Annotated in this window: 19 protein-coding genes; 7 read left to right on the top strand and 12 right to left on the bottom strand. The window is 57.2% G+C overall.

Annotated features, from left to right (window positions below; genetic code table 11):
* Positions 1-10 precede the first annotated feature (10 nt).
* Both ACGS9J_RS17695 and ACGS9J_RS17690 read right to left on the bottom strand, forming a co-directional pair.
* The gene (locus ACGS9J_RS17695; protein WP_442232132.1) at positions 11-1,312 is read right to left on the bottom strand and encodes an NAD(P)/FAD-dependent oxidoreductase; all 1,302 of its coding nucleotides are present in this window, start codon (positions 1,310-1,312) and stop codon (positions 11-13) included.
* Between the two features lie 102 nt (positions 1,313-1,414).
* Positions 1,415-2,173, bottom strand: a complete 759-nt coding sequence (locus ACGS9J_RS17690; protein WP_442232131.1) for a response regulator transcription factor — start codon at positions 2,171-2,173, stop codon at positions 1,415-1,417.
* A 266-nt stretch (positions 2,174-2,439) separates the two neighbouring features.
* Here ACGS9J_RS17690 and ACGS9J_RS17685 point away from each other — a divergent pair, with 266 nt between their 5' ends.
* Complete coding sequence (locus ACGS9J_RS17685; protein ID WP_442232130.1) at positions 2,440-3,567, top strand: iron-containing alcohol dehydrogenase; 1,128 nt, start codon at positions 2,440-2,442, stop codon at positions 3,565-3,567.
* Between the two features lie 134 nt (positions 3,568-3,701).
* Here the strand turns inward: ACGS9J_RS17685 and ACGS9J_RS17680 are convergent, their stop codons facing one another.
* Positions 3,702-4,631 carry a LysR family transcriptional regulator gene (locus tag ACGS9J_RS17680; protein WP_442232129.1) on the bottom strand — a complete coding sequence of 310 codons (930 nt, stop codon included), beginning with the start codon at positions 4,629-4,631 and terminating at the stop codon, positions 3,702-3,704.
* A gap of 135 nt (positions 4,632-4,766) precedes the next feature.
* On the opposite strand from ACGS9J_RS17680, the gene ACGS9J_RS17675 reads away from it, so the two are divergent.
* From ACGS9J_RS17675 to ACGS9J_RS17660, 4 genes are all read left to right on the top strand, one after another.
* Positions 4,767-6,107: an aspartate aminotransferase family protein gene (locus ACGS9J_RS17675; RefSeq protein ID WP_442232128.1), complete on the top strand. Its 1,341-nt coding sequence runs from the start codon at positions 4,767-4,769 to the stop codon at positions 6,105-6,107.
* Positions 6,108-6,119: 12 nt separating this feature from the next.
* Positions 6,120-7,628 (top strand): CoA-acylating methylmalonate-semialdehyde dehydrogenase, encoded by a 1,509-nt coding sequence (locus tag ACGS9J_RS17670; protein WP_442232127.1) that lies wholly within the window; start codon positions 6,120-6,122, stop codon positions 7,626-7,628.
* A 160-nt stretch (positions 7,629-7,788) separates the two neighbouring features.
* Complete coding sequence (locus ACGS9J_RS17665; RefSeq protein ID WP_442232126.1) at positions 7,789-9,165, top strand: APC family permease; 1,377 nt, start codon at positions 7,789-7,791, stop codon at positions 9,163-9,165.
* A 2-nt stretch (positions 9,166-9,167) separates the two neighbouring features.
* The gene (locus tag ACGS9J_RS17660; RefSeq protein WP_442232125.1) at positions 9,168-10,277 is read left to right on the top strand and encodes a DmpA family aminopeptidase; all 1,110 of its coding nucleotides are present in this window, start codon (positions 9,168-9,170) and stop codon (positions 10,275-10,277) included.
* 113 nt (positions 10,278-10,390) lie between these two features.
* Here ACGS9J_RS17660 and ACGS9J_RS17655 read toward each other — a convergent pair whose 3' ends face one another.
* The 8 genes from ACGS9J_RS17655 to ACGS9J_RS17620 form a co-directional block, all read right to left on the bottom strand.
* Entirely contained in the window at positions 10,391-11,641 is a 1,251-nt protein-coding gene (locus tag ACGS9J_RS17655) for a phospholipase D-like domain-containing protein (protein WP_442232124.1), read from the bottom strand.
* Positions 11,634-12,284, bottom strand: coding sequence for a MotA/TolQ/ExbB proton channel family protein (locus tag ACGS9J_RS17650; protein WP_442232123.1), 651 nt, complete (start codon positions 12,282-12,284; stop codon positions 11,634-11,636). Before ACGS9J_RS17650 ends, ACGS9J_RS17655 begins: the two co-directional genes overlap by 8 nt.
* A 19-nt stretch (positions 12,285-12,303) precedes the next feature.
* A complete protein-coding gene (locus ACGS9J_RS17645; protein ID WP_442232122.1) occupies positions 12,304-14,547 on the bottom strand; it encodes a TonB-dependent receptor family protein in 2,244 nt (747 codons plus the stop codon).
* Between the two features lie 39 nt (positions 14,548-14,586).
* Entirely contained in the window at positions 14,587-15,333 is a 747-nt protein-coding gene (locus tag ACGS9J_RS17640; RefSeq protein ID WP_442232121.1) for an energy transducer TonB family protein, read from the bottom strand.
* Position 15,334: 1 nt separating this feature from the next.
* Positions 15,335-15,742 carry an ExbD/TolR family protein gene (locus ACGS9J_RS17635; protein ID WP_442232120.1) on the bottom strand — a complete coding sequence of 136 codons (408 nt, stop codon included), beginning with the start codon at positions 15,740-15,742 and terminating at the stop codon, positions 15,335-15,337.
* A gap of 296 nt (positions 15,743-16,038) precedes the next feature.
* On the bottom strand, positions 16,039-17,043 hold the full coding sequence (locus ACGS9J_RS17630; protein ID WP_442232119.1) for an Rpn family recombination-promoting nuclease/putative transposase: 1,005 nt from the start codon (positions 17,041-17,043) through the stop codon (positions 16,039-16,041).
* 418 nt (positions 17,044-17,461) lie between these two features.
* Positions 17,462-18,382 (bottom strand): L,D-transpeptidase family protein, encoded by a 921-nt coding sequence (locus ACGS9J_RS17625; RefSeq protein ID WP_442232118.1) that lies wholly within the window; start codon positions 18,380-18,382, stop codon positions 17,462-17,464.
* A gap of 171 nt (positions 18,383-18,553) precedes the next feature.
* Positions 18,554-18,901: a hypothetical protein gene (locus ACGS9J_RS17620; RefSeq protein ID WP_442232117.1), complete on the bottom strand. Its 348-nt coding sequence runs from the start codon at positions 18,899-18,901 to the stop codon at positions 18,554-18,556.
* Positions 18,902-19,017: 116 nt separating this feature from the next.
* Between ACGS9J_RS17620 and ACGS9J_RS17615 the strand changes: the two genes are divergently transcribed.
* Positions 19,018-19,836, top strand: a complete 819-nt coding sequence (locus ACGS9J_RS17615) for an AraC family transcriptional regulator (protein ID WP_442232116.1) — start codon at positions 19,018-19,020, stop codon at positions 19,834-19,836.
* Positions 19,837-19,893: 57 nt separating this feature from the next.
* On the opposite strand, the gene ACGS9J_RS17610 is transcribed toward ACGS9J_RS17615, so the two are convergent.
* Complete coding sequence (locus tag ACGS9J_RS17610; protein ID WP_442232115.1) at positions 19,894-21,030, bottom strand: porin; 1,137 nt, start codon at positions 21,028-21,030, stop codon at positions 19,894-19,896.
* 587 nt (positions 21,031-21,617) lie between these two features.
* Here ACGS9J_RS17610 and yncE point away from each other — a divergent pair.
* The gene (gene yncE / locus ACGS9J_RS17605; protein WP_442232114.1) at positions 21,618-22,694 is read left to right on the top strand and encodes a 7-bladed beta-propeller protein YncE; all 1,077 of its coding nucleotides are present in this window, start codon (positions 21,618-21,620) and stop codon (positions 22,692-22,694) included.
* Positions 22,695-22,722 lie beyond the last annotated feature (28 nt).

Below are 22,722 nucleotides of genomic sequence, written 5' to 3'. Positions count from 1 at the left end.
CTGATAACAATTAACGGCGGCCTTTCCAATAGCCGGATGTCTGGTGCCAAACCTTGCCGGCGGTGGTCATCACCCGCCGCAGTTTGTCTTTGCCGAAGATATTGACGTGCGGGATCGAACTCATCAGATCGTAACGATCCGATCCTTCGCTCATGCCCTCCGCCAGCACCTTGCAAACGATATGACTCGGCGTCACGCCAAAGCCGGAATAGCCCTGCACATAAAACACGTTGTCATGCTGCGGCAAGGTGCCGATCTGCGGGAACAGGTTGGCGCTGCAACACAGCGGCCCACCCCAGGCCAGGTCGATCTTCACGTCGTGCAGATAGGGGAACACCTTCAGCATCAGGTTGCGGTTCCAGGCTTTGAGATCCGACGGAATGTATTCGATCAACCGGGTGGCGCTGCCAAACAGCAGCCGGTTCTCATTGGTCACCCGGTAGTAGTCGATCACCGGCCGGATATCGCTGTAGGCGCCGCGGATCGGGCTGATCTGCCGGATCAGCTCTTCGGGCAGCGGTTCGGTCGCCAGCTGGAACGCGTAGGTGTTGATGGTTTTGTTGTAGATGAACGGCTCCATGCCGTTGAGAAAACCGTTGCAGGCCCACAGCATCTTGTTGGCGCGTACCGAGCCCATGGCGGTGCGCACCTTGATGCGCGGACCGTACTCCACGTCGAGCACGCTGCTGTTTTCAAAGATTTTCACGCCGTAGCCGCTCAGCGCCTTGGCCTCGCCCAACAGCAGATTGAGCGAATGCACGTGGCCGCCGCCCATGTGTTTCAATGCGCAGGTGTAAGCGTCCGATCCCACCACCTGCTTCACCTCTGCGCCGGTGTAGAGTTCAATCTCTTCATCCGGCGAGACCGCCTTGAATTCCTTCAGCCAGCTGCGCAGGGTTTTCTCCTGGCGCGCATTGCTGCCGAGGTAGCCGTAGCCAAAGCAGAAATCGGCATCGATAGCGTATTTTTTGATGCGCTCACGAATAATCCCGGCGCCGAGGTTGCTGATTTTGAAGATGGTTTCCAGCCCGGACGGGCCGACGTGGCGTTTGATTTTCTCCAGATCGTGACCGATGCCGGCCATCACCTGCCCGCCGTTGCGGCCGGTGCCGCCGTAGCCCAGATAGCGCCCTTCCAGAATGGCTATATTGGTGATGCCCCGCTCCGCCAGCTCCAGCGCGGTATTGATGCCGGAGAAGCCGCCGCCGATGATCACCACGTCAACGTCCAGATCTTCTTCCAGCGTCGGAAAACGCAGATCGTATTTTTTGGTTGCCGCGTAGTAGGTTAACGATTCGATATTATTGTTCACTGCCGCACTCCCGAAGATCCTATGCCATAACATCGGATTATCGGGAGCAGGCCGCGACGCCGCCATGTCCCCTTAGGGACATTCGCAACAAATAATTAACACTCAGGCGCTACGGCGCAGCGGCGTGGCCAGCAGCAGGTTGAACAATTCGGCCTGCGAGCCGATAGCCAGCTTGCTGTAGATGTTCTTGCGGTGGTTTTTTACCGTGCCCAGGCTGATGAACAGCCGGTCGGCAATCTGTTGCGATCCGCACCCATCGAGGATCAGATCCACAATTTCGCGCTCGCGCGGCGTCAGCAAGTAACGCGCCTGTACGGCATGATCCGTCACCCTGTCCGGCGCGGCAGGCGCGACGACCACCTCGCCATGCAGCCGCGCGACGCTTTTGAGCAGCGTCAGCGCATCGCGCAGCTCAGCCAACTGCGGATAGCGCACGCCCACCGACTGACGCGCCGAGCCGAAAAATACCCCCAGCCCGCGTTCCGGCGTCAGGGGCAGCAGCACGCCGGCCTCGTCATGCCAGCCGGTCTTGCGATAAAAATTACGGTAATAATCAGTATGGTAGAAACCACAGGGGGCCAGTTGGCGCAGCGTCAGCACCTCGCCGCCGCCGCCGTCGTTCAACGCCTGGTAAAACGGATCCTGCAAGTAAGCGCCCTGCTGGTAGAGTTGATTGACCGCGTCACTGTTTTCTCGCTCGGTTTTGATCAGGCAGCGCGGTGCCTGGCCGCGCTCAAAGGCGTAAACAATGGCGTTATCAAAGGCGAAGAACCCTTCCAGCCAGGCCAGCAGATGGGGGTAGAAACGCGGGGTCGCCACTGCGTCGATCACTGCGGATAATCTTTCGACCTGAATATTCATCTTTGCCCCGCCATCATTAATAAATTAACAATCACTTTATTCCGGCTACGCTTTGGCCTGCTAGTTATAGAAAACACTCAACAGCGCCAAATGCAACAGTACAATTGTTTACATGTTAAACAAATCACACCTTCGCCAGCTTATTGCGGCAGGGCCGCGCGAGGCAGGATTAATATATTAACGGGATCCCATTCAGGCAGCGAAAAGCGGTGGTTCAGCCGCAGAGGCTGGCTTATGCTGTGGTTTTCGCGCGCCAAGGAGAGAACATGACTTCCAGCCTGACGATTGCCAACCGCCATACCTGGGTCGGCCACGGCAGCATCAGCCAACTGATCCCGCTTCTGACCGCCGAGCCGCAGCCGACGCTGTTGTTTAGCTGCCGCTCATTCCTCAATGGCGCGGTGTATGCCTCCCTGGCAGACACCTTGACGCCACTGCTGGTCGGCACCGAAATCGTCAGTCACGAGGCTTCGCCACAGGAAATCGACGCCTGGGTCGCCCGCTGGCGCGGCAAGGTGCAACGCGTGGTGGCCATCGGTGGCGGCAGCGTACTGGATGCCGCCAAGGCCTTTGCCGCGTTGGTCGAACACCCGCTGCCCACCCTGCGTTATATGGAAAAGGTCGGCGACACCAAAATCAGCGGCGCAACCCTGCCGCTGATCGCCATCCCAACCACCGCCGGTACCGGCAGCGAAGTCACCCAGAACGCGGTGATCACCGACACCCAATTGAGCAAGGTGAAAGCTTCACTGCGGCATAACAACTTTGTGCCACAGACCGCCATCCTGGATCCGCAACTGCTGCAGGGGGCGCCGGACAAGGTGCTGGCTTACTGCGCCATCGACGCCTTTACCCATCTGTTCGAGGCCTATCTGTCCAAAACCGCCAATGCCATGACGCGCGAGATGTCACTGACCGGCATGCGCCACTTCCTGCAGGCTTGGCCCACGCTCAACCGCAGCACCCAGGCTCACGAGGCGATTATGCAGGCCTCTTACCTCGGCGGCCTGACGCTGAGCGCCGCCGGACTGGGGGTGATCCACGGCATCGCCGGCGAAATTGGCGCACTGCGCGATTATCACCACGGCCAGGTCTGCGGCCGCCTGCTGCTGCCGTTCCTGGAACTGCTGGCGAAAAGCGAACAGCCGCAACAGCGGGCGCTGATGGCCGAACTTGCCGCTCGCCTGTTCCCCGAACAGCAGGACAGCCCGGAACGCTATCTGATCGACTTTATCACCCGCAACGCCATTGCCAGCTTCTGGCAGGATGATCTGCCGATTTCCACCGACGAACTGGCGGTGACGCTGGAAAAATCCAACAGCAAAAACTCGCTGATCGACTACAGCGCGCCGCAGCGGCAGCTGATGATCGAAGGCGCATTCCGCGTCGAATGATTATATAATTAGATCAAAGTAATAGCGGGAGATTGGACATGGGTATCATCAGCTGGATTTTCACCGGCATCGCGATTGGCATATTGGTCGGCGTGCTGATCAAGATTTTCGGCAAGAAGAAAGACCAGTAAACCTCAGGCTGTTCCATGAGCCGCCAGAAGGCAATCGTGGAACAGCTTGACCACCCGCTGCGGGCCGGGTGAATGCCGCAGCACGCTGGAATACTCGCAGTGGTAACAGAACAGCGTCGGCTTGATGGCGCGCATCATATTCTGCGCGACAAAAAACGCCGCATAGTGGTCGGGCAGAAAACCGACGTACTTGCCGGAAAGGATCAAGGTCGCGATCGACTCCTGAGCAAAGCCCGTTGCCTTGCGCTGCAAATGCTGCTGCAGACTCAATTGCATATTCGGCGAATGGTAGCCTAATCCGGCAAAGGCATAATTGTGCAACAGATCCCAATTCAGCATTTCATGATGTGCGGAAAATAACTCATGCTGCGCGCCGCAATATAAGAACATCCTCTCATTAAATAACGAACTATAAGATAAACTTTCCGCGCGGCGGTGCATGGGAATAATGCCAATTTGAAATTGGCCGTCAATGACGCCGCGTTCAATGGTATTTATCGGCTCCACATACATTTGCAAAGAGACGTCCGGTGCCTGCTCGCTGAATAAGGCAATCGCCCGGCCGATATGCGCCTGTGGATTACTGACGGTATGGTCGAATATCGCCACGTGCAGTTGGCCCCCCAGGCGCTGATGCACGTCGTCCACCCCGCGGCGAAAAGCTTCGGTCGCCGCCAGCAGGTTGACGGTTTCCTGGTAAATCAGCAGCCCTTCGTCAGTGACCGCAAACCCCTCGCGCCCACGGTGGCACAGCGTCAGGCCCAGCCGTTGCTCCAGATCCTTGATATGTTTGCTGACGGTCGACAGGCTGATATTCAGCTCCAGCTCGGCCGCGCTCATGCCACCACAGTCGACCACCGCCTTAAACACCCGCAGCAATCGCAGATCCATATCCGACAACTGCCCCAAAAGTGCGCGCTTTTTTACTTGCATAAAACCTTAAGTAAGTTTCGACATATGATTATTCACATTAGTGAAGAAGCGGAACATAGTCAATTTCACTCAACAATTCATTAACACGCCAAAGTATTTAATTAAATGTACCTATTCTCCCGCCTGGAGGGAAAAATGGCTGATTTAAATCACCTCGAAAATAAAGCCGAACGTGAATGGTTAGAAGCCCATTGGATGCCGTTTACCGGCAACCGTAATTTTAAAGCCAACCCGCGAATGATAAGCCACGCTGAAGGCGTTTATTATACCAGCCAGGACGGTCGTAAAGTTTTTGATGGATTATCCGGGTTGTGGTGCTGCGGACTGGGGCACGGCCGTCAGGAAATTGCCGACGCCGCCCACCGGCAGCTTTCTCAACTGGATTACTCCCCGGCATTTCAGTTCGGCCATGCCTTGTCTTTCGAACTGGCAAATAAAATCAAGGCCATGACGCCGGCCGGGCTGGACTACGTATTTTTCACCGGCTCCGGCTCCGAAGCGGCGGACACCTCGTTAAAAATGGCACGCGCCTACTGGCGGACCAAAGGTCAGGCGGGCAAAACCTGTTTTATCGGCCGTGAAAAAGGCTACCACGGGGTTAACTTTGGCGGTATTGCGGTGGGCGGTATCGCCGGTAATCGTAAAGCCTTTGGCGCCAGCGCCGAAGCAGACCACCTGCCCCATACCCAATTGGCGGGAAACGCCTTTTCGCGCGGCATGCCCGAGCAGGGTGCCGAACTGGCGGAAGAACTGAACCGCATCATCGCGCTGCGGGACGCCTCAACCATCGCCGCGGTGATTATCGAACCCTTCTCCGGCTCGGCCGGGGTGATAGTACCGCCGGTCGGTTACCTGCAACGCATCCGCGAGATTTGTACCCAACACAATATCCTGCTGATTTTTGACGAAGTGATCACTGCCTTCGGCCGCTGTGGCGCATTGACCGGCGCTGAAGCCTTCGGCGTCACACCCGACATCATGAATATCGCCAAACAGGTCACCAATGGCGCACAGCCCATGGGCGCAGTGGTGGTTCGGCCAGAGATTTACCAGGCCTTTATGGCCACCGATGAACCTGAGTATTTGCTCGAATTCCCGCACGGCTACACCTACTCCGCCCATCCGGTCAGCTGTGCGGTGGGGCTGGCGACGCTGGATATTATCGAACGCGAGCAGATGATCGAACGGGTGCAGGCACTGGCGCCCTATTTCGAACAGGCGGTGCACGGTTTGCAAAATTGCAGCCACGTCACCGACATCCGCAACTTTGGCCTGGCGGCGGGCATTACGCTGGCGGCGCGACCGGGCGAAGCGGCACGCAGGCCGTATGAGGTGGCGATGCGCTGCTGGGAAAGCGGGTTTTATGTCCGCTACGGCGGCGACACCCTGCAACTGGCACCGCCGTTTATCAGCAGCGAGGCGCAGATAGACTCGCTGATCAACGCCCTGGGCGACGCCATCAACGCAACCGAATAAGGAGCACATGCCATGCCCATTGCACATTGGATCAACGGCCAGCCCGCCACCGGCGGGACCCGCAGCCAGCCGGTCTTCGATCCGGCGACCGGACTGTCGCATCAGGAGGTGTTGCTGGCCGATCGCGCCACGGTGGAAAACGCCATCGACGCCGCCGAACGGGCCTACCCAGCCTGGCGCGATACGCCGCCGCTGAAGCGAGCCAGAGTGATGATGCGTCTAAAAGCGCTGCTGGAACAGCATGCCAATGCCATCTGCCGATTGATTACCGCCGAGCACGGCAAGGTACTCAGCGACGCCATGGGCGAACTGCAGCGTGGCATCGAAAATATTGAGTACGCCAGCTACGCGCCGGAACTGCTGAAGGGCGAACACAGCAAGGACGCCGGGCCGGGCATCGACAGCTGGAGCGAATTTCAACCGCTGGGGGTGGTGGCAGGCATCACGCCGTTTAACTTCCCGGCGATGGTGCCGCTGTGGATGTGGCCGATGGCGGTGGTCTGCGGTAATACTTTTGTGCTGAAACCCTCCGAGCGCGTGCCTTCCTCCACGTTGTATATCGCCCAACTGGCGTCCGAAGCCGGGTTGCCGCCGGGCGTGCTGAACCTGGTCAATGGCGACCGCGAAGCGGTGGATACCCTGCTGCACGATCCGCGCGTCAAAGCGGTGAGCTTTGTCGGCTCAACGCCGGTGGCGGAGCACATCTATCACACCGGTTGTGGCCAGAACAAACGGGTGCAGGCCTTGGGCGGGGCAAAAAACCACGCGGTGGTGCTGCCGGATGCCGATATCGCCGGCAGCGTCAGCGCGCTGATGGGCGCGGCGTTTGGCTCCTGTGGGCAACGCTGTATGGCTATCCCGCTGGTGGTGGCGGTAGGGGACGACACCGCCGACGCGTTGATTGCCGGCTTGCGGCAGCAAATGGCCGCCATGCGCGTTGGCGCCGGCCACGACAACCGCAACGACATGGGCCCACTGGTCACCCACCAGCATTATGAAAAGGTGAAAGGCTACATCGATCAGGGCGTTGAAGAAGGTGCCACCCTGGTGGTCGACGGCCGCGAATTGGCGGTACGGGACGACAGCGGGCAAATCAGTCAGGGCTATTTCCTTGGCCCAACGCTGTTTGACCACGTGCGACCGGGCATGCGGATTTATCAAGAGGAGATTTTCGGCCCGGTGCTGGGCGTGGTGCGGGTCGGATCGCTGAAGGAAGCGATGGCGATGATTGATGCCCACGAATACGGCAACGGGACCTGCCTGTTCACCCGCGACGGCGAGGCCGCGCGTTATTTTTCCAACCATATTCAGGTCGGCATGGTGGGGATCAACGTCGCGCTGCCGGTTCCGGTGGCTTACCACTCGTTCGGCGGCTGGAAACGCTCACTGTTTGGCGATCTGCATGCCTACGGCCCGGATGCCGTCAGATTTTACACCAAACGCAAAACCATTACCCAGCGCTGGCCCTCATCCCATGACGCCCAGCACGCCACCTTCAGCTTCCCGTCCGGTCATGGGTAACGCCATAATAAATATAATGATTTCTCCGGGGCGAAAATATTCGCCCCCTTTTCCCACGCGCTCCATTTAATCAGGCCCGGGCAGCGGCATGCCATCGCAACGCGCTACTGCACCATCGCCGCCCGCAAAATAACCCACTAACGCGTTAATGGAGTATTGAATGACAGAGCCCACACCAGAACATAAATTCAAAGGGGATCTCAGTGTCCTCGACGTGGTGATGATCACCGCCTCCGGCGTCACGCCTGCCAGCTCAATCTTCGTCATTGCCCCCCTGGCGATCGCCAGCGCCGGCAGCGGCGCCTTTATCTCATTTTTGATCGCCGCCTTTATCGCCGCCACCATCGCCCTGTGCTACGCCGAACTCGGTGCGGCGCACCCCAGCGCCGGGGGCGAGTACAGCATTATCAAACGCCTGTTCGGCACCCTGTGCGGGCTGCAAACCTACCTGTTTATTCTCAGCGCCGCGCTGTTCGTTCCGGCGGTGTTGGCTACCGGGGCCGTGCCTTATTTGAATACCGCGTTGGGCACCCAGTTCGACGCCTCCACCGCCGGGATGATCACCATTTTGATCGGCGGTGCCTGCGCCATTTTCAATATCAAGGCCAATGCCCTGCTGACCGGCACCTTTCTGGTGGTTGAGGTCGCGGTGCTGGGGTTAATCGCCTGGCTGGGATTCAGCAACCCGCACCAGAGCGCAGATATCCTCACCGCGCCGGTGATGCTCAACCCCGAAGGGGGGCTGGCACCGGTTTCCGTGCCGTTGATTGTCGCCATGGTCGGCGTCGCGCTGTTTTCCTATAACGGTTACGGTGCCGCGGTGTATATGGCGGAGGATATGCGCGAACAGGGCAAACCTATGGCCACCGCCATCATGTTGACGCTGGCGATTGTGGTGCTGGTCGAGTTGCTGCCCTTCACCGCCCTGTTGATCGGCGCGCCTTCCCTGGCGGAAATGGCCAAACAGGCCGATCCGGTCGGCTACGTGGTCAGCCAATTGGGCGGGCCGACGCTGGCGCGGGTGGTCAGCGCTGCAATTTATCTGTCGGTGTTCAACGCCATTATCGCCATCGTGGCACAGTTCAGCCGCATGATGTTCTCCAGCGGACGGGACGGTTTCTGGCTGCCGCAGGTGAACCGGGCGCTGAAAATCATCCACCCGCGTTTCGGCACGCCGTGGATCGCCACCCTGCTGTTCGGCATCCCCTCCGCGCTGTTGGCCTTTTGCTCCAACCTCGGCGATCTGACCTCCTTTACCGTGATCCTGCTGCTGTTGGTGTACATCATCATGGCCGTCGCCGCGTTGATCAGCCGCCGCCGCATACGCTTCCATCACCCGTATCTGATGCCGCTGTGGCCGTTGCCGGTAGCAATCGCGCTGATCGGCTGCCTGTACGTGCTGTGGACAATTTTGATCGCCAGCAGCCTGAAAGACTTTATTATCATCGCCGGTATCCTCTGCTTTGGCCTGCTGCTGAGTTACATGCGCACCCGGCAGGCTATCCCGCACGTTGAACCCTCAATTGAAGGAGAATAACCATGTCGCAGCGCGCTCAGGATTTGGGCATTAAAATCGGCCACGGCGTTGCCGGCCCGCTGAACGCCATCACCGATGTGCCCGGCGTCCGCGTCGGCCACGCCAGTATCCACGCCGATCTGGCCGACGGCCGTAGCGTGCGCACCGGCGTCACGGTGATCGAACCGCGCGCCGGCCAGGCACGGCAATCTCCCTGCTTTGCCGGGGTGCATGTGCTCAACGGCAACGGCGACGCCACCGGGCTGGAGTGGATCCGCGAAGCCGGCCTGCTGACCAGCCCGATCGCCTTTACCAATACCCACAGCGTCGGCGTAGTACGCGACAGTCTGATCGCGCTGGAGCGCGAAGCGCTGCCGACCAACGACGCGGCGGTGTACTGGAATATGCCGGTGGTGATGGAAACCTTCGACGGCCTGCTTAACGACATCAACGGTTTTCACGTCAAGCCCGAGCATGTGCGACAGGCGCTGCAGGCGGCGCATGAGGGATTACCGCAGGAAGGTGCGGTCGGCGGTGGCAGCGGCATGATCTGCCATGAATTCAAGGGTGGCAGCGGCACTGCCTCACGCCGCCTGCCTGCCGATCGCGGTGGCTGGACGGTCGGTGCCATCGTGCAGGCCAACCACGGCAAACGCGCGTCGCTGCTGGTGGGCGGTTATCCGGTGGGCCGTCATCTGGGGCATATCCCTTCGCCATTCACACCGCAACTGCCCCATCCCGGCATGGGGTCGATCGTCGTCACATTGGCCACTGACGCACCGCTGTTGCCGCACCAATGTGCCCGTCTGGCCCAACGCGCCAGCATCGGCATCGCCCGCACCGGCGGCGGCACCGAAGATTCGAGCGGCGACATTTTTATCGCCTTCGCCACCGGCAACGACGGGCTGCCGCCTGCCGATTACGCCAACAAAGGGGCATTTACCACCCCGCTGCGCATGGTGAATAACGATTACATTTCCGAGCTGTTTGCGGCGGCAGCCGAAGCGGTGGAGGAAGCGATTATCAATGCTCTGCTGGCGGCTAATACCGTTTCCGGCAATGGCCATCGGGCGGAAGGGTTGAGCGCCGGGCAGTTGCTGACAGCACTGGAACACAGCGGCTGGCGGCCGTAAGTCGACGACGTTAAGGCCAGGGGCGCGGCACGCCGCGCCAATCAGCTGAATCAAAAGGGTAAATAGGGGCTAACATGTTCGCCCCCTGCCGGTTTAGCACTTATGTGGGCTTGTCAGGATTCGCCGCCCGGTTTGGGTGCCGGGTAGTCGTAATCCAGCTTTAGCGGTTCGGCGTAAAGGCTGTCCCACAGTTGGCTGTACAGCTTGTCCAGCCGCTGGCTCATGTTCGCGTCGTGCAGCACAATCTCCAGATTGCGCGAGTTGTCCAGATAGCCACCGGTCCAGTTGCTGGTGCCCACCCAGGCGATCTCGCCGTCGATGGTCATGATTTTACTGTGGATCACTCGGGCAAACGGGATAAACCCGCTGCTGGCCGGCGGAATGGTGACAATTTTCACCTGCACATTCGGCACCAGCGCCAGGCTTTTCAGCCAGGCGATATCCGGCTTTTTGGTGTTCCAGTTGGCGACCATCAGTTCGATCTGCACACCGCGCGCGGCAGCGCTGCGCAGGGCGTTATCGATCACCGCGTAATAAGGCCGGGTGCGATCCGGCCCAAAGGACAACGGCGCATAGTCCATCACCTGTACCCGCACCCGCTGTTTGGCTGCGGCCAACAGGCGCGGCAGCTCAAGTTGCGAGTCGATCACCCCGGCCGGATTGTAGGCGCGCGGGCTGGCGACCAGGTAATTGCCCTGCGGTATTTCGGCCCTGGGCTGGTACGCCAGCGGTGGCACCGGCTTATCCGCCGTCAGCAACGCCTGCGCCTGCCAGTCCTGTTCGAAGATCGCCTGGATCTGCCCCACCACTGCGGCATCGCTGATGCGCAGCCCGGTTTCATGGATGTGCGCCAGCGCGCGCCAGTCAAAGTTCTGGCTGCCGACAAACGCCTGCTCACCGTCCACCAGAAGGTATTTGGCATGCAGAATGCCGCCGCTCAGGCGCTGGTAAGGAATAATGCGCAGCTCCAGATTCGGGATCGCTTTCAGCTGTTCCAGCGTCTCGGGAGTAGAAATGCGGATGCCCTTCTCTTCCATCAGAAAACGGATTTTTACCCCACGCTCACCCGCCGCTTTCAGATGCTGCAGCACGCCGTCCAGCAACGAACCCTGTTGGTTCGCCACGTAGAACTGGCCCAAATCGATGCGGGTTTTCGCCGCATCAAACATCTGCTGCCACACGTCGGCAGTGTTGCGCAGGTCATCCGCCTGCAACGCGGTTTCTACCGGCGCGGTGTACACCAGCTCGTAGCCGGGAATGTCAAAACGCGCCGCCGCACTCTGGCTCAACATCAACAGACAGCTACCCCATAACGCAGTGTAAAGGCGGCCCCGCGGCCGCCATGATTGACGGCCATTAGGCATAGCGCGGTGCCTCACTGTCAACCCATTGCTCGCGGCTGCCGTTTTCCGGACGGCTGGCTGGCGCACCGGCGCGGATCAGCAACACCTTCAGCAGTTCGTTAATCCGTTCCATGCGGCTTTGCAGATAGTTGTTCCCCACCAGGCACAGTAGCGCGATGGCGATGCCCAACCCGGTGGCGTACAGCGCGGTGCCCATGCCGGCAGACACCAGGCTGGGTTCTGACACCCCGGAGGCGGCCAACGCCTTAAAGGTTTCGATAATCCCCATCACCGTGCCCAGCAGCCCCAACAGCGGCGCGGCAGTGACGATGGTTTCCAGCAGCCACAGGCCCCGCGCCATCAGCGGCTTGCTCAACAGGTACTGAGCGTCGATCAAATCGCCGATCGCCTCACGGTCGCCGGCGCGGTGCTTTTGCTCGAGCACCGGTGAGATCACCGCCAACGGCAGGCTGTTGCGCTGGGTCAGCGCATCCGGCAGATCGGCGGTGCGGTGCACGTCCAACGTCAGCGCCTGCTCCAGCCGACGCGCCTGGCGTTGGGTATAGGCGAAATACAGCGCGCGTTCGATAATGATCACCAGCGCAATCGCCAGCGCGGCGTACATCACGTAGAAAATAATGTCGTGTAATAGATTGGCATTCATTTTTTGACCCTCGGATTAATTAAAAGGTGGCTTCCAGCGAGACGCTGAAAGTCCGTTCTTCCCCGACGTTGTAGTACGGCGTGCTGGCCTTCACACCGCCATAAGGCGCGGCGTTAAAGGTGGTGGAGCGCACCGACGTCAGGTACTCCTTGTCAAACAGGTTGCTGATGCCAAAGCGTAGTGCCGCGCTTTTGACGATCTTCTTGTCCACCGGCAGATGCACACCCGCCGCCAGATCGAAGACGGTGCGGCCGCCAATCTTCTCGTCATTGGTCAAATCGCCGTAGAACGAACTGACGTATTTGCCGCTCACACTGCTGTAGTACAGGCCATCGTCATAACCCAGGGTCATGTTAAGCAGGTTCTTCGGGACGTTCGGCACCTCTTTGCCGCTGGTCGGCAGCGGCAGACCGCCGTTGCTGACAATGTCGCTCTTCTGTTTGGACTCGGTGTAGGTGTATGAGGTGTAGTAGTTGAAGTTATGCGGCAACTGACCGCTCCACTCCAGCTCCAGCCCTTTGTTCTCTACGTTGCCGATGTTCATCATCTCGTAATCACCGTCCGGATTGGTGGTGGAGATTTGACGGTCGCTGTAACGCATGTAGAACAACGTGGCGCTCATCAGCATATCTTCACGCTCGAAGCGCCAGCCCAGCTCGTGGTTCCAGCTCAGTTCCGGCTTGGTGCTGATCGAATCGCCGACGTTGTACAACACGTAGTTTGGCGGGGTGCGCATGTTGCGCGTCAGGTTGTAGAACACCTGATTTTCCGGGTTCAGCTTGTAGCTGGCGCTGAAATTCGGCAGGAATTCGTGGTATTTGGCATCGCGCTTTTCCGGCACGTTATACAGGCTGCCCTTGTTATCCCCTTTGCGTTCAACGTACTGATAGGCCAGCCCGCCGACGAAGGTCCAGTCCGGCGTAGCGAACCAGGTGTCCTGCAGCCACACTTTTTGCGCTGGAGTGATGGTGTACTGGTTACGCCCCTGCACGGTTTTGCCGTTGGCGTCCTTCACCTGATCGGAGCCGCCCGGCTTACCTGAGAGTTGCTCCGGGTTGCCGTCGTCCTTGATGCCGATAAACGGCTGGGTCTGCGACTGACGTGCACGTTCATACCAGTAGCCGATGTCCAGGCTGTGCTGCTCGTTAATGTCCCACTTCAGCTTGGTGGTGATGCCCGGCCGCCAGGTCTGAGTCCAGGAAGGACGGTAATAGGTGTTGGACGTCAAATTGCTGAGGTCATACTGACCGGCCTTATCCGACGTATTGGACAGCACCGACGCGGTCTGGCCGTTGAAGCTGCCGCCATTGCCCCAGTAGTAATACGGCTGCAGGGTCAACGCCAGGTTGTCGCGCAGTTGCAGTTTCTGGGTGAACGACAGGGTGAAGGTATCAAACGGGTTGCGGTTGAGTTTGTAGTACTTGTTCAACTGGCCCCTGCTGTTGTACTCCGGCGTGGTGGCGTAGTCGGTATCACGGCCGTCATTTTCAAACTGCGCCTTGCTCAGGGTGTTGTAGTTGACGTTATTCTGCTGGTTGTACTTCATGATCAGGTTGCTGCTGTTGCCGTTGCCGTCCTCATACAACGAGTTCATCTCGAACTTGTTGGAGTACTCGCGCCCTTCCCCACGCCACTTTTTGGCCTCGGTGTGCGAGTAAGAAATCCAGTTGCTGAAGCCGTTGTATTCACCGGTCTCCAGACGGGCAAAGGTTTTGCTCAGGTTATTGCTGCCCAGCGTCTGCTTGACGAAGCCGCCGAAATCTTTCGAGGGACGTCGGGTCACCATGCCAATATTGCCGCCGCTGGAACCGATGTGCGGGCCGTCCACTTCGGAAGAGCCTTGGGTCACGAACACTTCTTCCAGGTTCTCCGAGTCGCCCAGCAGGTTCGGATACACCGCATAGTTGCCGGAGTCGTTGATCGGGATGCCGTCCATCGACAGGCCGATTTGATCGGAGTTCATGCCGCGCATAGTGTAATCAACGCCGCTCAGGCCACTGGCGTCGTTACTGTTGACGTTCAGCCCTGGGGTGTATTTCAGTTTGTCGATGGCGTTGGCCGCCGCCGGCATTTTATCCATCGCCTCTTTGGTGATGGTGGATCGCGACTTGGCGCTGTCGTCCTGCACCATCATGCCGCCGCCCAGCGACTGCCCTTTCACGCTGATGGTACCGACATCGGCGGTGTCCGCCGCCCATGTCGCCCCCGGCAGCATCGCCGACATCACGGCCAGATAAATCCCAGATCGATTGAAAGATTTCATTGTTTCCATCCCATAAAAATCAAACTGTTATGCCAGGCGTCAAGGCGCCTGATAATTGAACGTGGCTGAAAATCTTTTGGTTGTTTGCCCGTTGAAAGCTTCGCTTGGGAACGGCTTCACCTGGCTGATGCTTTGCAAGCTGCTCAGCGCCGCACGGTTGAGCAGCATGCTGGTGGCTTTATTGGTGATGCCGGATGAGATCACCCGGCCGCTGCGATCGACCTCCAGCCACACCTCGACATTGCCCTGCGGCCGCTCGAGCGACGCCTGGCGTCCACTGGGATAGCGTTTGCGCTGTTCCAGCTCGCGGCGCAGCGCCTGCAAATAGCCATTTTCGATCGCCTGCGCGTTCACCTTCGGTGCCGCCGGGGCCGGTGGAGCAGGCTGTGCGGCGGGCTTGCTGACCAGGGTTCGCGGCGCTGCCGGCACCGCGACAGGTTTGGCCTTCTCTACCGGCTTGGCTTTTTCTTTCACCGGCTTCGGCTTGGGTTTCGGCTGTGGCTTGGGCACCGGTTTGGCCTCGACGATCGGTTCCGGCGCAGGGACCACAGGTTCAGGAAGGGCTTCAGGTTGCGGCGGTGGAGGCTCGGGTTGCGGCGGCGCTTCCACCGGCGGCTCCGGTTTTGGCTGAGGTTCCGGTTCGACCAATGCCAGTTCCATGGCGGTTTCGTCATAGCGCGGCTGAATTTTCAGCGCCGCCTGTTGGCTGGCGAACAGCACGCAGCCCACGACGATCAGCGCCGGCAACCAGCTGAAAAGGTGACGTGAACGATAGAGCAGATACATGTCACAGCTTCCGTGTGGCGATAGAGACAGAGAAGAATCCGCCCTGGCGCAGGTTATCCATCACCGCGACCAACCGCTCTACCGCGACGCCTTTGTCGCTGTTGACGATGATGGTGGTGGTCTGGTTTTCCTGCTGTTGTTGCTTCAGCGTGCTGACCAGCGCGTTCAGCGCTATCGGCTGACCGTCGAGTTGCAGTTGCTCCTCAGCCCCCAGCGTGATGATCGCCTTCTTTTGCGGTTTCAATTGCTGGGCGCTGCCGGCGGACGGCAGTTGGGTTTTCAGCCCAAGGGCCGGGATCACGTTCAGGCTAATCAACACAAAAAACACCAGCAAAAACATCATCACGTCGATCATCGGGATCAGTTCGATGTGCGCTTTGTTCTTTTTCGGCTCGTTCCAGTTACGCATGGCACTCCCTCCCAAAAGCAAAGCAGCCAATATAGAGAGCCTATGTTTATCTTTTGTTACGTTTGTGTGATCTTATTTTCATAATGCACATTATTTGAGAGAATATTCCCAGCGGGTAACTGGTCAGAGAGGGTTTATAACTAGTTAATTGGATATGATTTTTAATGGAATAATGACGACGGGGAACTTATAACGGTTAATGCATAGGCAGGTAGTTTGTGAGTATCCTGACACTTTATAGCAAGATCTTCAGACCCCGCTTTTGCATCAGGACTTCGGAGGAGGGGTTCACACAATTAATGGCGGATTTGTGCCAAGTCGTCGGCCGTCAAACCGGTCATTTTCATTACCGAGTCGTGGTCGATGCCGTTCGCCAGCATGGCGCGGGCAACGGTAAGCTTTCCTTCAAGCACGCCTTCTTGACGCCCTTTCTCAATACCTTTCTCGATACCCTTTTCGATACCTTTCTCGAAACCCTTTTCGATGCCCTTTTCGATGCCCTTTTCGATACCCTTTTCGATGCCCTTTTCGATGCCCTTCTGTTCAAGCTGTTGTGCAATAGTCATTAGTTCATCCCCATGTTGCGGTACCCGCAGTGCCAATTCGCGTACAAAGGCTTCAGCATCGGACGCTTCTCCGGCCAGAAGAATATAGTGTACCAGCGAAATCACCTGTGGCGAAGACAGATAGCCACTCAGCAGGATGGTGGCAAGTTTGTCAGTCAGTTCTGCCAGGTCTCGTTGCCGAATATGTTTCTGCAGCAAGGTCAGTGCGGCCATGCTGCGATGGCCCATGATCTCGTTATCAGGGATAACCGTCACATCAACCAGCGGAAATTCGGTTGTATAGAGTTTTCCCGCCAGTTCCGGATCGTAAAACTCCCGCAGCCAGTTGGTGGAATAAGGATAAGGAGTGCGTTTGCCGGTATAAAACAGGACGGGTATCACCAACGGCAGTTTTTTGTGACCGGCATCCAAATGTCTCTGCATGGCAGCTATTGCATACCGGATTAGCCTGAAAGCCATGTGTTTATCGGGGGTAGACTGATGCTCAATAAGTACGTGGATATAACCATCATCCTCAGTAGTGGTTTTCAGGCTGTAGAGCACATCGCTGAAATACTGGCGAAGGTCATCTTCAACGAAAGAACCGGATTCCAGTTTCAACGTGCTGAGGTCGCAGATGGCACGCAGTTCTGGCGGAAGATGGAGCTCCATAAAATCGCGGGCAATCTCCGGCTGCGTCAAAAATTGACGAAATGCCGCATCGTGTGGCGTTGGCGTTTTGTTTTTCTTTTTCATTCCCTGATAGCCTTTGCGTATTATTTGATTCCACACTATCACAAGCAACTGCCGGATTATATTATCGACCATGGTAAGATGAACGTGCAATACAGAACTTAACGCCAGATAACACCATGAATTAAAATGGAAATATAGATAGACTTTAAAAGTTAATTCTAGAAATAAATATATTAACCTGGATTAAGTCAGCATGCTTATATTATTTAAAAATAGGTTAATCATGGTTACTCATCTTTGTTGTATAAATATAACCAACGGTAAGAAACATTTAAAATATAACTAAAAAACATTTAAATTCTAACTATCCTTTCCACCGGGCGACAATTTACTTACTTGAGAGATAAATCTTTTTGTTTCAAATAACAGCCATAAAAAAAGACGCCCGGAGGCGTCTTTCTCACAGCGACTGAATCAATCAGTTCACTTTAACCGGCATACCGGAACGGGCTTTGATTGCCGCGTCCACTTCGCTCTGGTTAACGGCCGGGTCCATCATCACTTTGCCCACTGGCGCAGAGATGGTCAACGGAACCGGATCTTTCGACTTCAGCTGCTCTTCGTTAGCAGAAAGTGGGTTGTGCACTTCCAGGTAACGGGAACCGTCCGGCTCAACGCTGGCCTTGATCGGCTCGTTGATGAACTGCACGCGGGTGCCGACCGGCACGTTTTCGAACAGGAACTTGATGTCGTCAGCACGCAGACGCACACAGCCGTGGCTCACACGCAGACCGATACCGAAGTTGGCGTTGGTGCCGTGGATCGCATACAGACGACCGACGTACAGTGCGTACAGACCCATAGGGTTGTCCGGACCGGCCGGGAATACCGCAGGCAGGATCTCGCCGTCAGCGGCGTATTCAGCACGCATCTTGGCGGTTGGCGTCCAGGTTGGGCCGTCTTTCTTGCGCTGTACGGTAGTGGTCCAGTTCAGCGGCGTGTCTTTGCCCAACTGGCCGATACCGATTGGCAACACGATCACGGTGTTGGTGCCTTTCGGGTAGTAGTACAGACGCATCTCGGCGCTGTTGATGATGATACCTTCACGCGGCGCATCCGGCAGGATCAACTGCTGTGGGATGGTCAGAGTGCTGCCCGCTTTCGGCAGGAAAGGATCCACACCCGGGTTGGCTTCCAGCATATTGCTCAGGCCCATCTGGTATTGAGCGGCAAAGCTCTCCAGCGGTAGCTTGCTGTCTTCCGGTACGGTGATCTGGATGTTCTCACCCACCAGACGGCTGTCTTTGGCAGGCAAAGGATATACAACGGCGAAGGCAGCCTGGCTGAATGCCACCAGTGCCATAAACAGGGTTAGTAACGCGCGAATGCTCATTTTCATCTTCGTGTTGGTAGTGGCCACTGGCAGTTATCGATATAGGTTATTCGGCCATAAACGACCGGATGCGCATTATATGTGCACATCGGCCTAAGTGTGAAACATTACCGGTGCAATATCGAACTTTTTTGTAACCTGGTGCAGCACGAAGAGGCATTTTTGTGAAAACTAACGCTAAAGCGCGGTCGTTGGGGACGGCATCTGGCGGATCGGGATCAGATATTCACAGCGGATCGCCGTACCCGGTGCGTTGCAAGCGTCGCCCGGCTCGATCAGCACCATGCCTTTGACCCAGCGCGCCAGTGCCTCGCGGTGATCGCGCTTCCACAGTGCGACCTGGGTACGCTCGTCACGATCTTGCTCGTCACTCTCATCCATACGACGGTCGCAAAGCAGCACAAACGGCTGTTCCCGCTGCAGCAAGGTGCTGAATTCGGCGAACTCGGCAAGGGTATCTTTCGGTTGGCCGGCGGCTTGCTGGCGCATCCAGACCAGCGGGAAGGTGGCAGAGTCTAATGACATGAGATTTCTCCTAAGAATTCGAAAACGTGCGCTTACTTTATCGACGGCAGCGCTAGACCACATTGCACAATCAGGACATAATGTTTTTCATTTACGCCAAATTGAGAATTATTCTCATGCCCTTTATCACTAAGCCGTTGTTCGATATCGATCAGGTGCCCCGCGCGGTTTTTGCCGTGCAGGGTTCCACCATTAACAGTGACTGGGAAGTTGCCCATCATCGGCACCAAAAAGCGCAGCTGATTTATACGATGCGCGGCATGATCCGCTGCGAAGTGGAGAGTGGGCTGTGGCTGGTGCCACCGCAGTGCGCGCTTTGGATGCCCAGCAACGTGCTGCATAACGCTCAGGGAACCGGGGCCACCGAATGTTACGCCCTGTTTGTCGATCAGGCTGCGATCGCCGGGTTGCCAACCCACTGCTGCACGCTGGCCGTTTCGCCGTTGCTGCGCGAACTGCTGCTGCAGGCCAGTGGGTTCGATCCGCTGTATGACGAGCACGGGCCGGAGGGGCGCTTGATCGACGTCCTGCTGGATCAATTGACCAGCGCGCCGGTTGAGAACCTGCACCTGCCGGTCTCCAATGACGCGCGCATTCGCCAACTGACCGAGCGCCTGCTGGCCAATCCGGCGGACAAAGCCACGCTGAGCCAATGGGCACAGCGCATCGGCATGAGCGAACGCACCCTCAACCGTACCCTGCAGCAGCAAATGGGCATGAGTTTCGGGCACTGGCGGCGGCAGTTGCACGTGATGCTGGCGCTGCAACGCCTGACCAAAGGGGAGACCGTACAGCGGGTGGCGCTGGATCTGGGTTATGAAAGCGCCAGTGGCTTCGTCACCATGTTCCGCAAAGCCGTCGGTAAACCGCCGGCACGCTATCTGGCGGAGAAAACCACGGCGGAGCGGGCTCAGGGAGGCTGGATCACCCTGTGAAATAACGCAACAAAAAGGCCGGCAACGAGGCCGGCCTGGAGAGTTTGTGACAGATAATCAGAAGTCGTAGAACACCGTCACCCAGGTGGAGTCCGGTTCGTTGTCGCTGCTGTTGGCCAGAGTGCGTTCCACATACACCGACAGGCCATAGCCGATAGTGGTTCCCGCCCCGAGGTAAACGTGATTGGCGTGGTAATCCTCGTCCCCCTTCAATTGCAGCGAGTCCGCGGCCACATAAGGCTGGATCGATTTCAGGAAGGGCTTGTCGATATTAAAGGTATAACCGACAAAACCTTCGACCCCGTAACCGCTGCCGGCGAAATAATGTGACAAGGTACGTTCGCGAGTGCTGGGCACATAATCTTTGTAATAGCTGGCGGTACCGACGATATACCAGTTATTGGGTTGCCAGGTCAGTGCGGTGCCTGACAGCTGCTGGTGATACTCTTTCTCATTATATTGATTGTCTTTGATTTTCGCGTCGGTGTAGCTGTAGGCCGCGCTGAAGGTCAATTCCTTCGTCGCCTTATAATCGAAGCCCAACCCGCCGCCGCCTTTACGGCGATAGCTGAGATTATCCGCCGTATGCAAATCGTCTTCCGGCAATAAATAGTTGGCGTATAAGGTGACCGGCCCAAAATCATTGGTGTATTTCAGGCTGTTCTTCGGTTTATTACCGCCGTCGTAGTCACCGGAAATACCGATGCCGGTGCCGCCCGCATGACCATCGTTATCCCAGACGTCGCTTTTGATGCCGACGACCGAATAATAGATACCGTATTGATGGCCGAAGGTTAAGGTGCCGTAGCGATCGTCTTTAAAACCCCCATACAGCTGGCGCTGATAATCGCGTTTGCCGTCCTCGTTGTAGTGGCCGTCCCAGCTCAGCGCGTGCGCCAGATCGACGCCCCACTCGTAGTAGCCGATAATCGAGGTGTTCTGGGTCAGCGCATAGTCGCCACTAAAGCGAAAGCGCGTACCGCCGTCATGGCCGTTTTTATAATATCCCGGTTCCGGGCCATTATTAAATATCCACTCCGGACGAATACTGCCGCCGACTTTTAAACTCAGCGGTGCCAGCAACACATTGCTTTGCGGATTTTTATCCAGAATGGTGATCTCTGCCTGCGCGCCGGCGGATAACGCCGACAGCACAACACCGCCAATGAATATTGGCGTTTTTATATATTTCATTATTACCCCTGCCCGAAAAATTATTTTTATCAATGCGGTGGTCTTAAGCCACGCATAAACAATTACCCGATGTATGCAAATGACGCAAGTTATAAAAATTCATGTCATAACCTGTCATTATCCAGCGCAGGATGACTTTTTCGCCATAAAAGTATTCAACTGTAATTCAATGCAAGACAATGTAATTGTGCGCTCACATAACGTACGAAACGGAGATTTTTAACCCACATAAACCTCCGTTATTATCGGGTTTTTATTATAAGAGATAACAAATAAATATTATTACAGCGACCAAACAATAACGCAGTTAAATTAATTATGGGTTATCTGCCCGCAGGGAAAACCGGGAAACCCACGCGGCGACACGGCAATGGTGACCCCTCCCCCGTCTGCACATTGTGATTTTCACCCCAGCCTGCGCAGAAATCGCTCCCCTCCGGCATGAATAATGATTATTATTCGCAAACAGAACGCTCGGCGCGCCACGGTGCGACCGGCCGGATTTTACTTTTAATTCAATGTTGAGCTTTCTTGGCCGCTGGGCAACCGCCCTGTAGCGATAAGCATTTTAACTCCATGGAGAGGTTATGAACTCTGCAACAACTACCAGCCGCCGCTTTGGCGGACGCGCCGCTTTCCCACTGCTGCTGCTCACATCAATGCTGTTTTCCGCCCCGCTGCTGGCCCAGAGCGAGCCGGAACTGCTGCGCAAACCGGTCGGCAAAGGCGCTTATGAAATGGTGTACAGCCAGGGCGAGAACGCGCTGTATCTGGCCACTTCGCAAAGCCGCAAGCTGGACAAGGGCGGCGTGGTGTATCGTTTGGATCCGCAGACGCTGGATATCACCCAGATCATTCACAACGACATTAAGCCGTTCGGGGCGGCCATTAACAGCAAAACCGACACGCTGTTCTTCGGCAACACTGTCAATAACTCGGTCACTGCCATCGACGGTAAAACTGGTGAAGTCAAAGGCCGCCTGGTGCTGGATGCGCGTAAACGCTCCGAGACGGTAAAACCGTTGGCTCCGCGCGAGCTGGTGGCCGACGCCACCACCGACACCCTGTACATCACCGGGCTGGGCGAATCCAGCGTGGTTTGGGTGGTGGACGGCAAAGATCTGACCCTGCGCACCACCATCACCGAAACCGGCAAATACGGTACCGGCCTGGCGCTGGATGCGGCCGCAAGCCGCCTGTACGTGACCAACGCCGACGGCGAACTGGTGACTATCGACACCAAAACCAACAAGGTGGTCAGCCGCAAGAAGCTGGACGAGTCCAAAGAGCACTTCTTCCTGAACATCAGCCTGGATCCGGCCACTCATCGCGCCTTTATCACCGACTCCAAGCAGGCGCAGGTGTTGGTGGTCGATACCCGCGACGGCAAAATCCTGAGCAGCATCGACGTGCCGGAATCGCTGGCGGTGCTGTTCAACCCGACGCGCAATGAAGTCTATGTCACCCACCGTCAGGCGGGCCAGGTCAGCGTGATCGACGCCAAGAGCTACAAGGTGCTGCAAACCATCAAGACTCCAACCCATCCGAACAGCCTGGCGCTGTCGCCGGATGGTCAGACGCTGTACGTGAGCGTCAAGCAAGCATCCAGCCGCGAGAAAGAAGCCACGGCGCCGGACGATGTGATCCGTATCGCTTTGAAATAACGGTATAAGGGCACTTCGGTGCCCTTTT

Source organism: Serratia quinivorans, assembly GCF_052113645.1.
In the GTDB taxonomy this organism is placed as follows: domain Bacteria; phylum Pseudomonadota; class Gammaproteobacteria; order Enterobacterales; family Enterobacteriaceae; genus Serratia; species Serratia quinivorans_B.
This window is presented reverse-complemented; position numbering and strand designations above follow the sequence as displayed.

Excerpts from the sequence above, each read along its gene's own strand:
- ACGS9J_RS17690 (WP_442232131.1), bottom strand. The coding sequence starts at position 2,173 with ATGAATATTCAGGTCGAAAGATTATCCGCAGTGATCGACGCAGTGGCG.
- ACGS9J_RS17685 (WP_442232130.1), top strand. The coding sequence starts at position 2,440 with ATGACTTCCAGCCTGACGATTGCCAACCGCCATACCTGGGTCGGCCAC.
- ACGS9J_RS17680 (WP_442232129.1), bottom strand. The coding sequence starts at position 4,631 with ATGCAAGTAAAAAAGCGCGCACTTTTGGGGCAGTTGTCGGATATGGAT.
- ACGS9J_RS17675 (WP_442232128.1), top strand. The coding sequence starts at position 4,767 with ATGGCTGATTTAAATCACCTCGAAAATAAAGCCGAACGTGAATGGTTA.
- ACGS9J_RS17670 (WP_442232127.1), top strand. The coding sequence starts at position 6,120 with ATGCCCATTGCACATTGGATCAACGGCCAGCCCGCCACCGGCGGGACC.
- ACGS9J_RS17665 (WP_442232126.1), top strand. The coding sequence starts at position 7,789 with ATGACAGAGCCCACACCAGAACATAAATTCAAAGGGGATCTCAGTGTC.
- ACGS9J_RS17660 (WP_442232125.1), top strand. The coding sequence starts at position 9,168 with ATGTCGCAGCGCGCTCAGGATTTGGGCATTAAAATCGGCCACGGCGTT.
- ACGS9J_RS17655 (WP_442232124.1), bottom strand. The coding sequence starts at position 11,641 with ATGCCTAATGGCCGTCAATCATGGCGGCCGCGGGGCCGCCTTTACACT.
- ACGS9J_RS17650 (WP_442232123.1), bottom strand. The coding sequence starts at position 12,284 with ATGAATGCCAATCTATTACACGACATTATTTTCTACGTGATGTACGCC.
- ACGS9J_RS17645 (WP_442232122.1), bottom strand. The coding sequence starts at position 14,547 with ATGAAATCTTTCAATCGATCTGGGATTTATCTGGCCGTGATGTCGGCG.
- ACGS9J_RS17640 (WP_442232121.1), bottom strand. The coding sequence starts at position 15,333 with ATGTATCTGCTCTATCGTTCACGTCACCTTTTCAGCTGGTTGCCGGCG.
- ACGS9J_RS17635 (WP_442232120.1), bottom strand. The coding sequence starts at position 15,742 with ATGCGTAACTGGAACGAGCCGAAAAAGAACAAAGCGCACATCGAACTG.
- ACGS9J_RS17630 (WP_442232119.1), bottom strand. The coding sequence starts at position 17,043 with ATGAAAAAGAAAAACAAAACGCCAACGCCACACGATGCGGCATTTCGT.
- ACGS9J_RS17625 (WP_442232118.1), bottom strand. The coding sequence starts at position 18,382 with ATGAAAATGAGCATTCGCGCGTTACTAACCCTGTTTATGGCACTGGTG.
- ACGS9J_RS17620 (WP_442232117.1), bottom strand. The coding sequence starts at position 18,901 with ATGTCATTAGACTCTGCCACCTTCCCGCTGGTCTGGATGCGCCAGCAA.
- ACGS9J_RS17615 (WP_442232116.1), top strand. The coding sequence starts at position 19,018 with ATGCCCTTTATCACTAAGCCGTTGTTCGATATCGATCAGGTGCCCCGC.
- ACGS9J_RS17610 (WP_442232115.1), bottom strand. The coding sequence starts at position 21,030 with ATGAAATATATAAAAACGCCAATATTCATTGGCGGTGTTGTGCTGTCG.
- yncE (WP_442232114.1), top strand. The coding sequence starts at position 21,618 with ATGAACTCTGCAACAACTACCAGCCGCCGCTTTGGCGGACGCGCCGCT.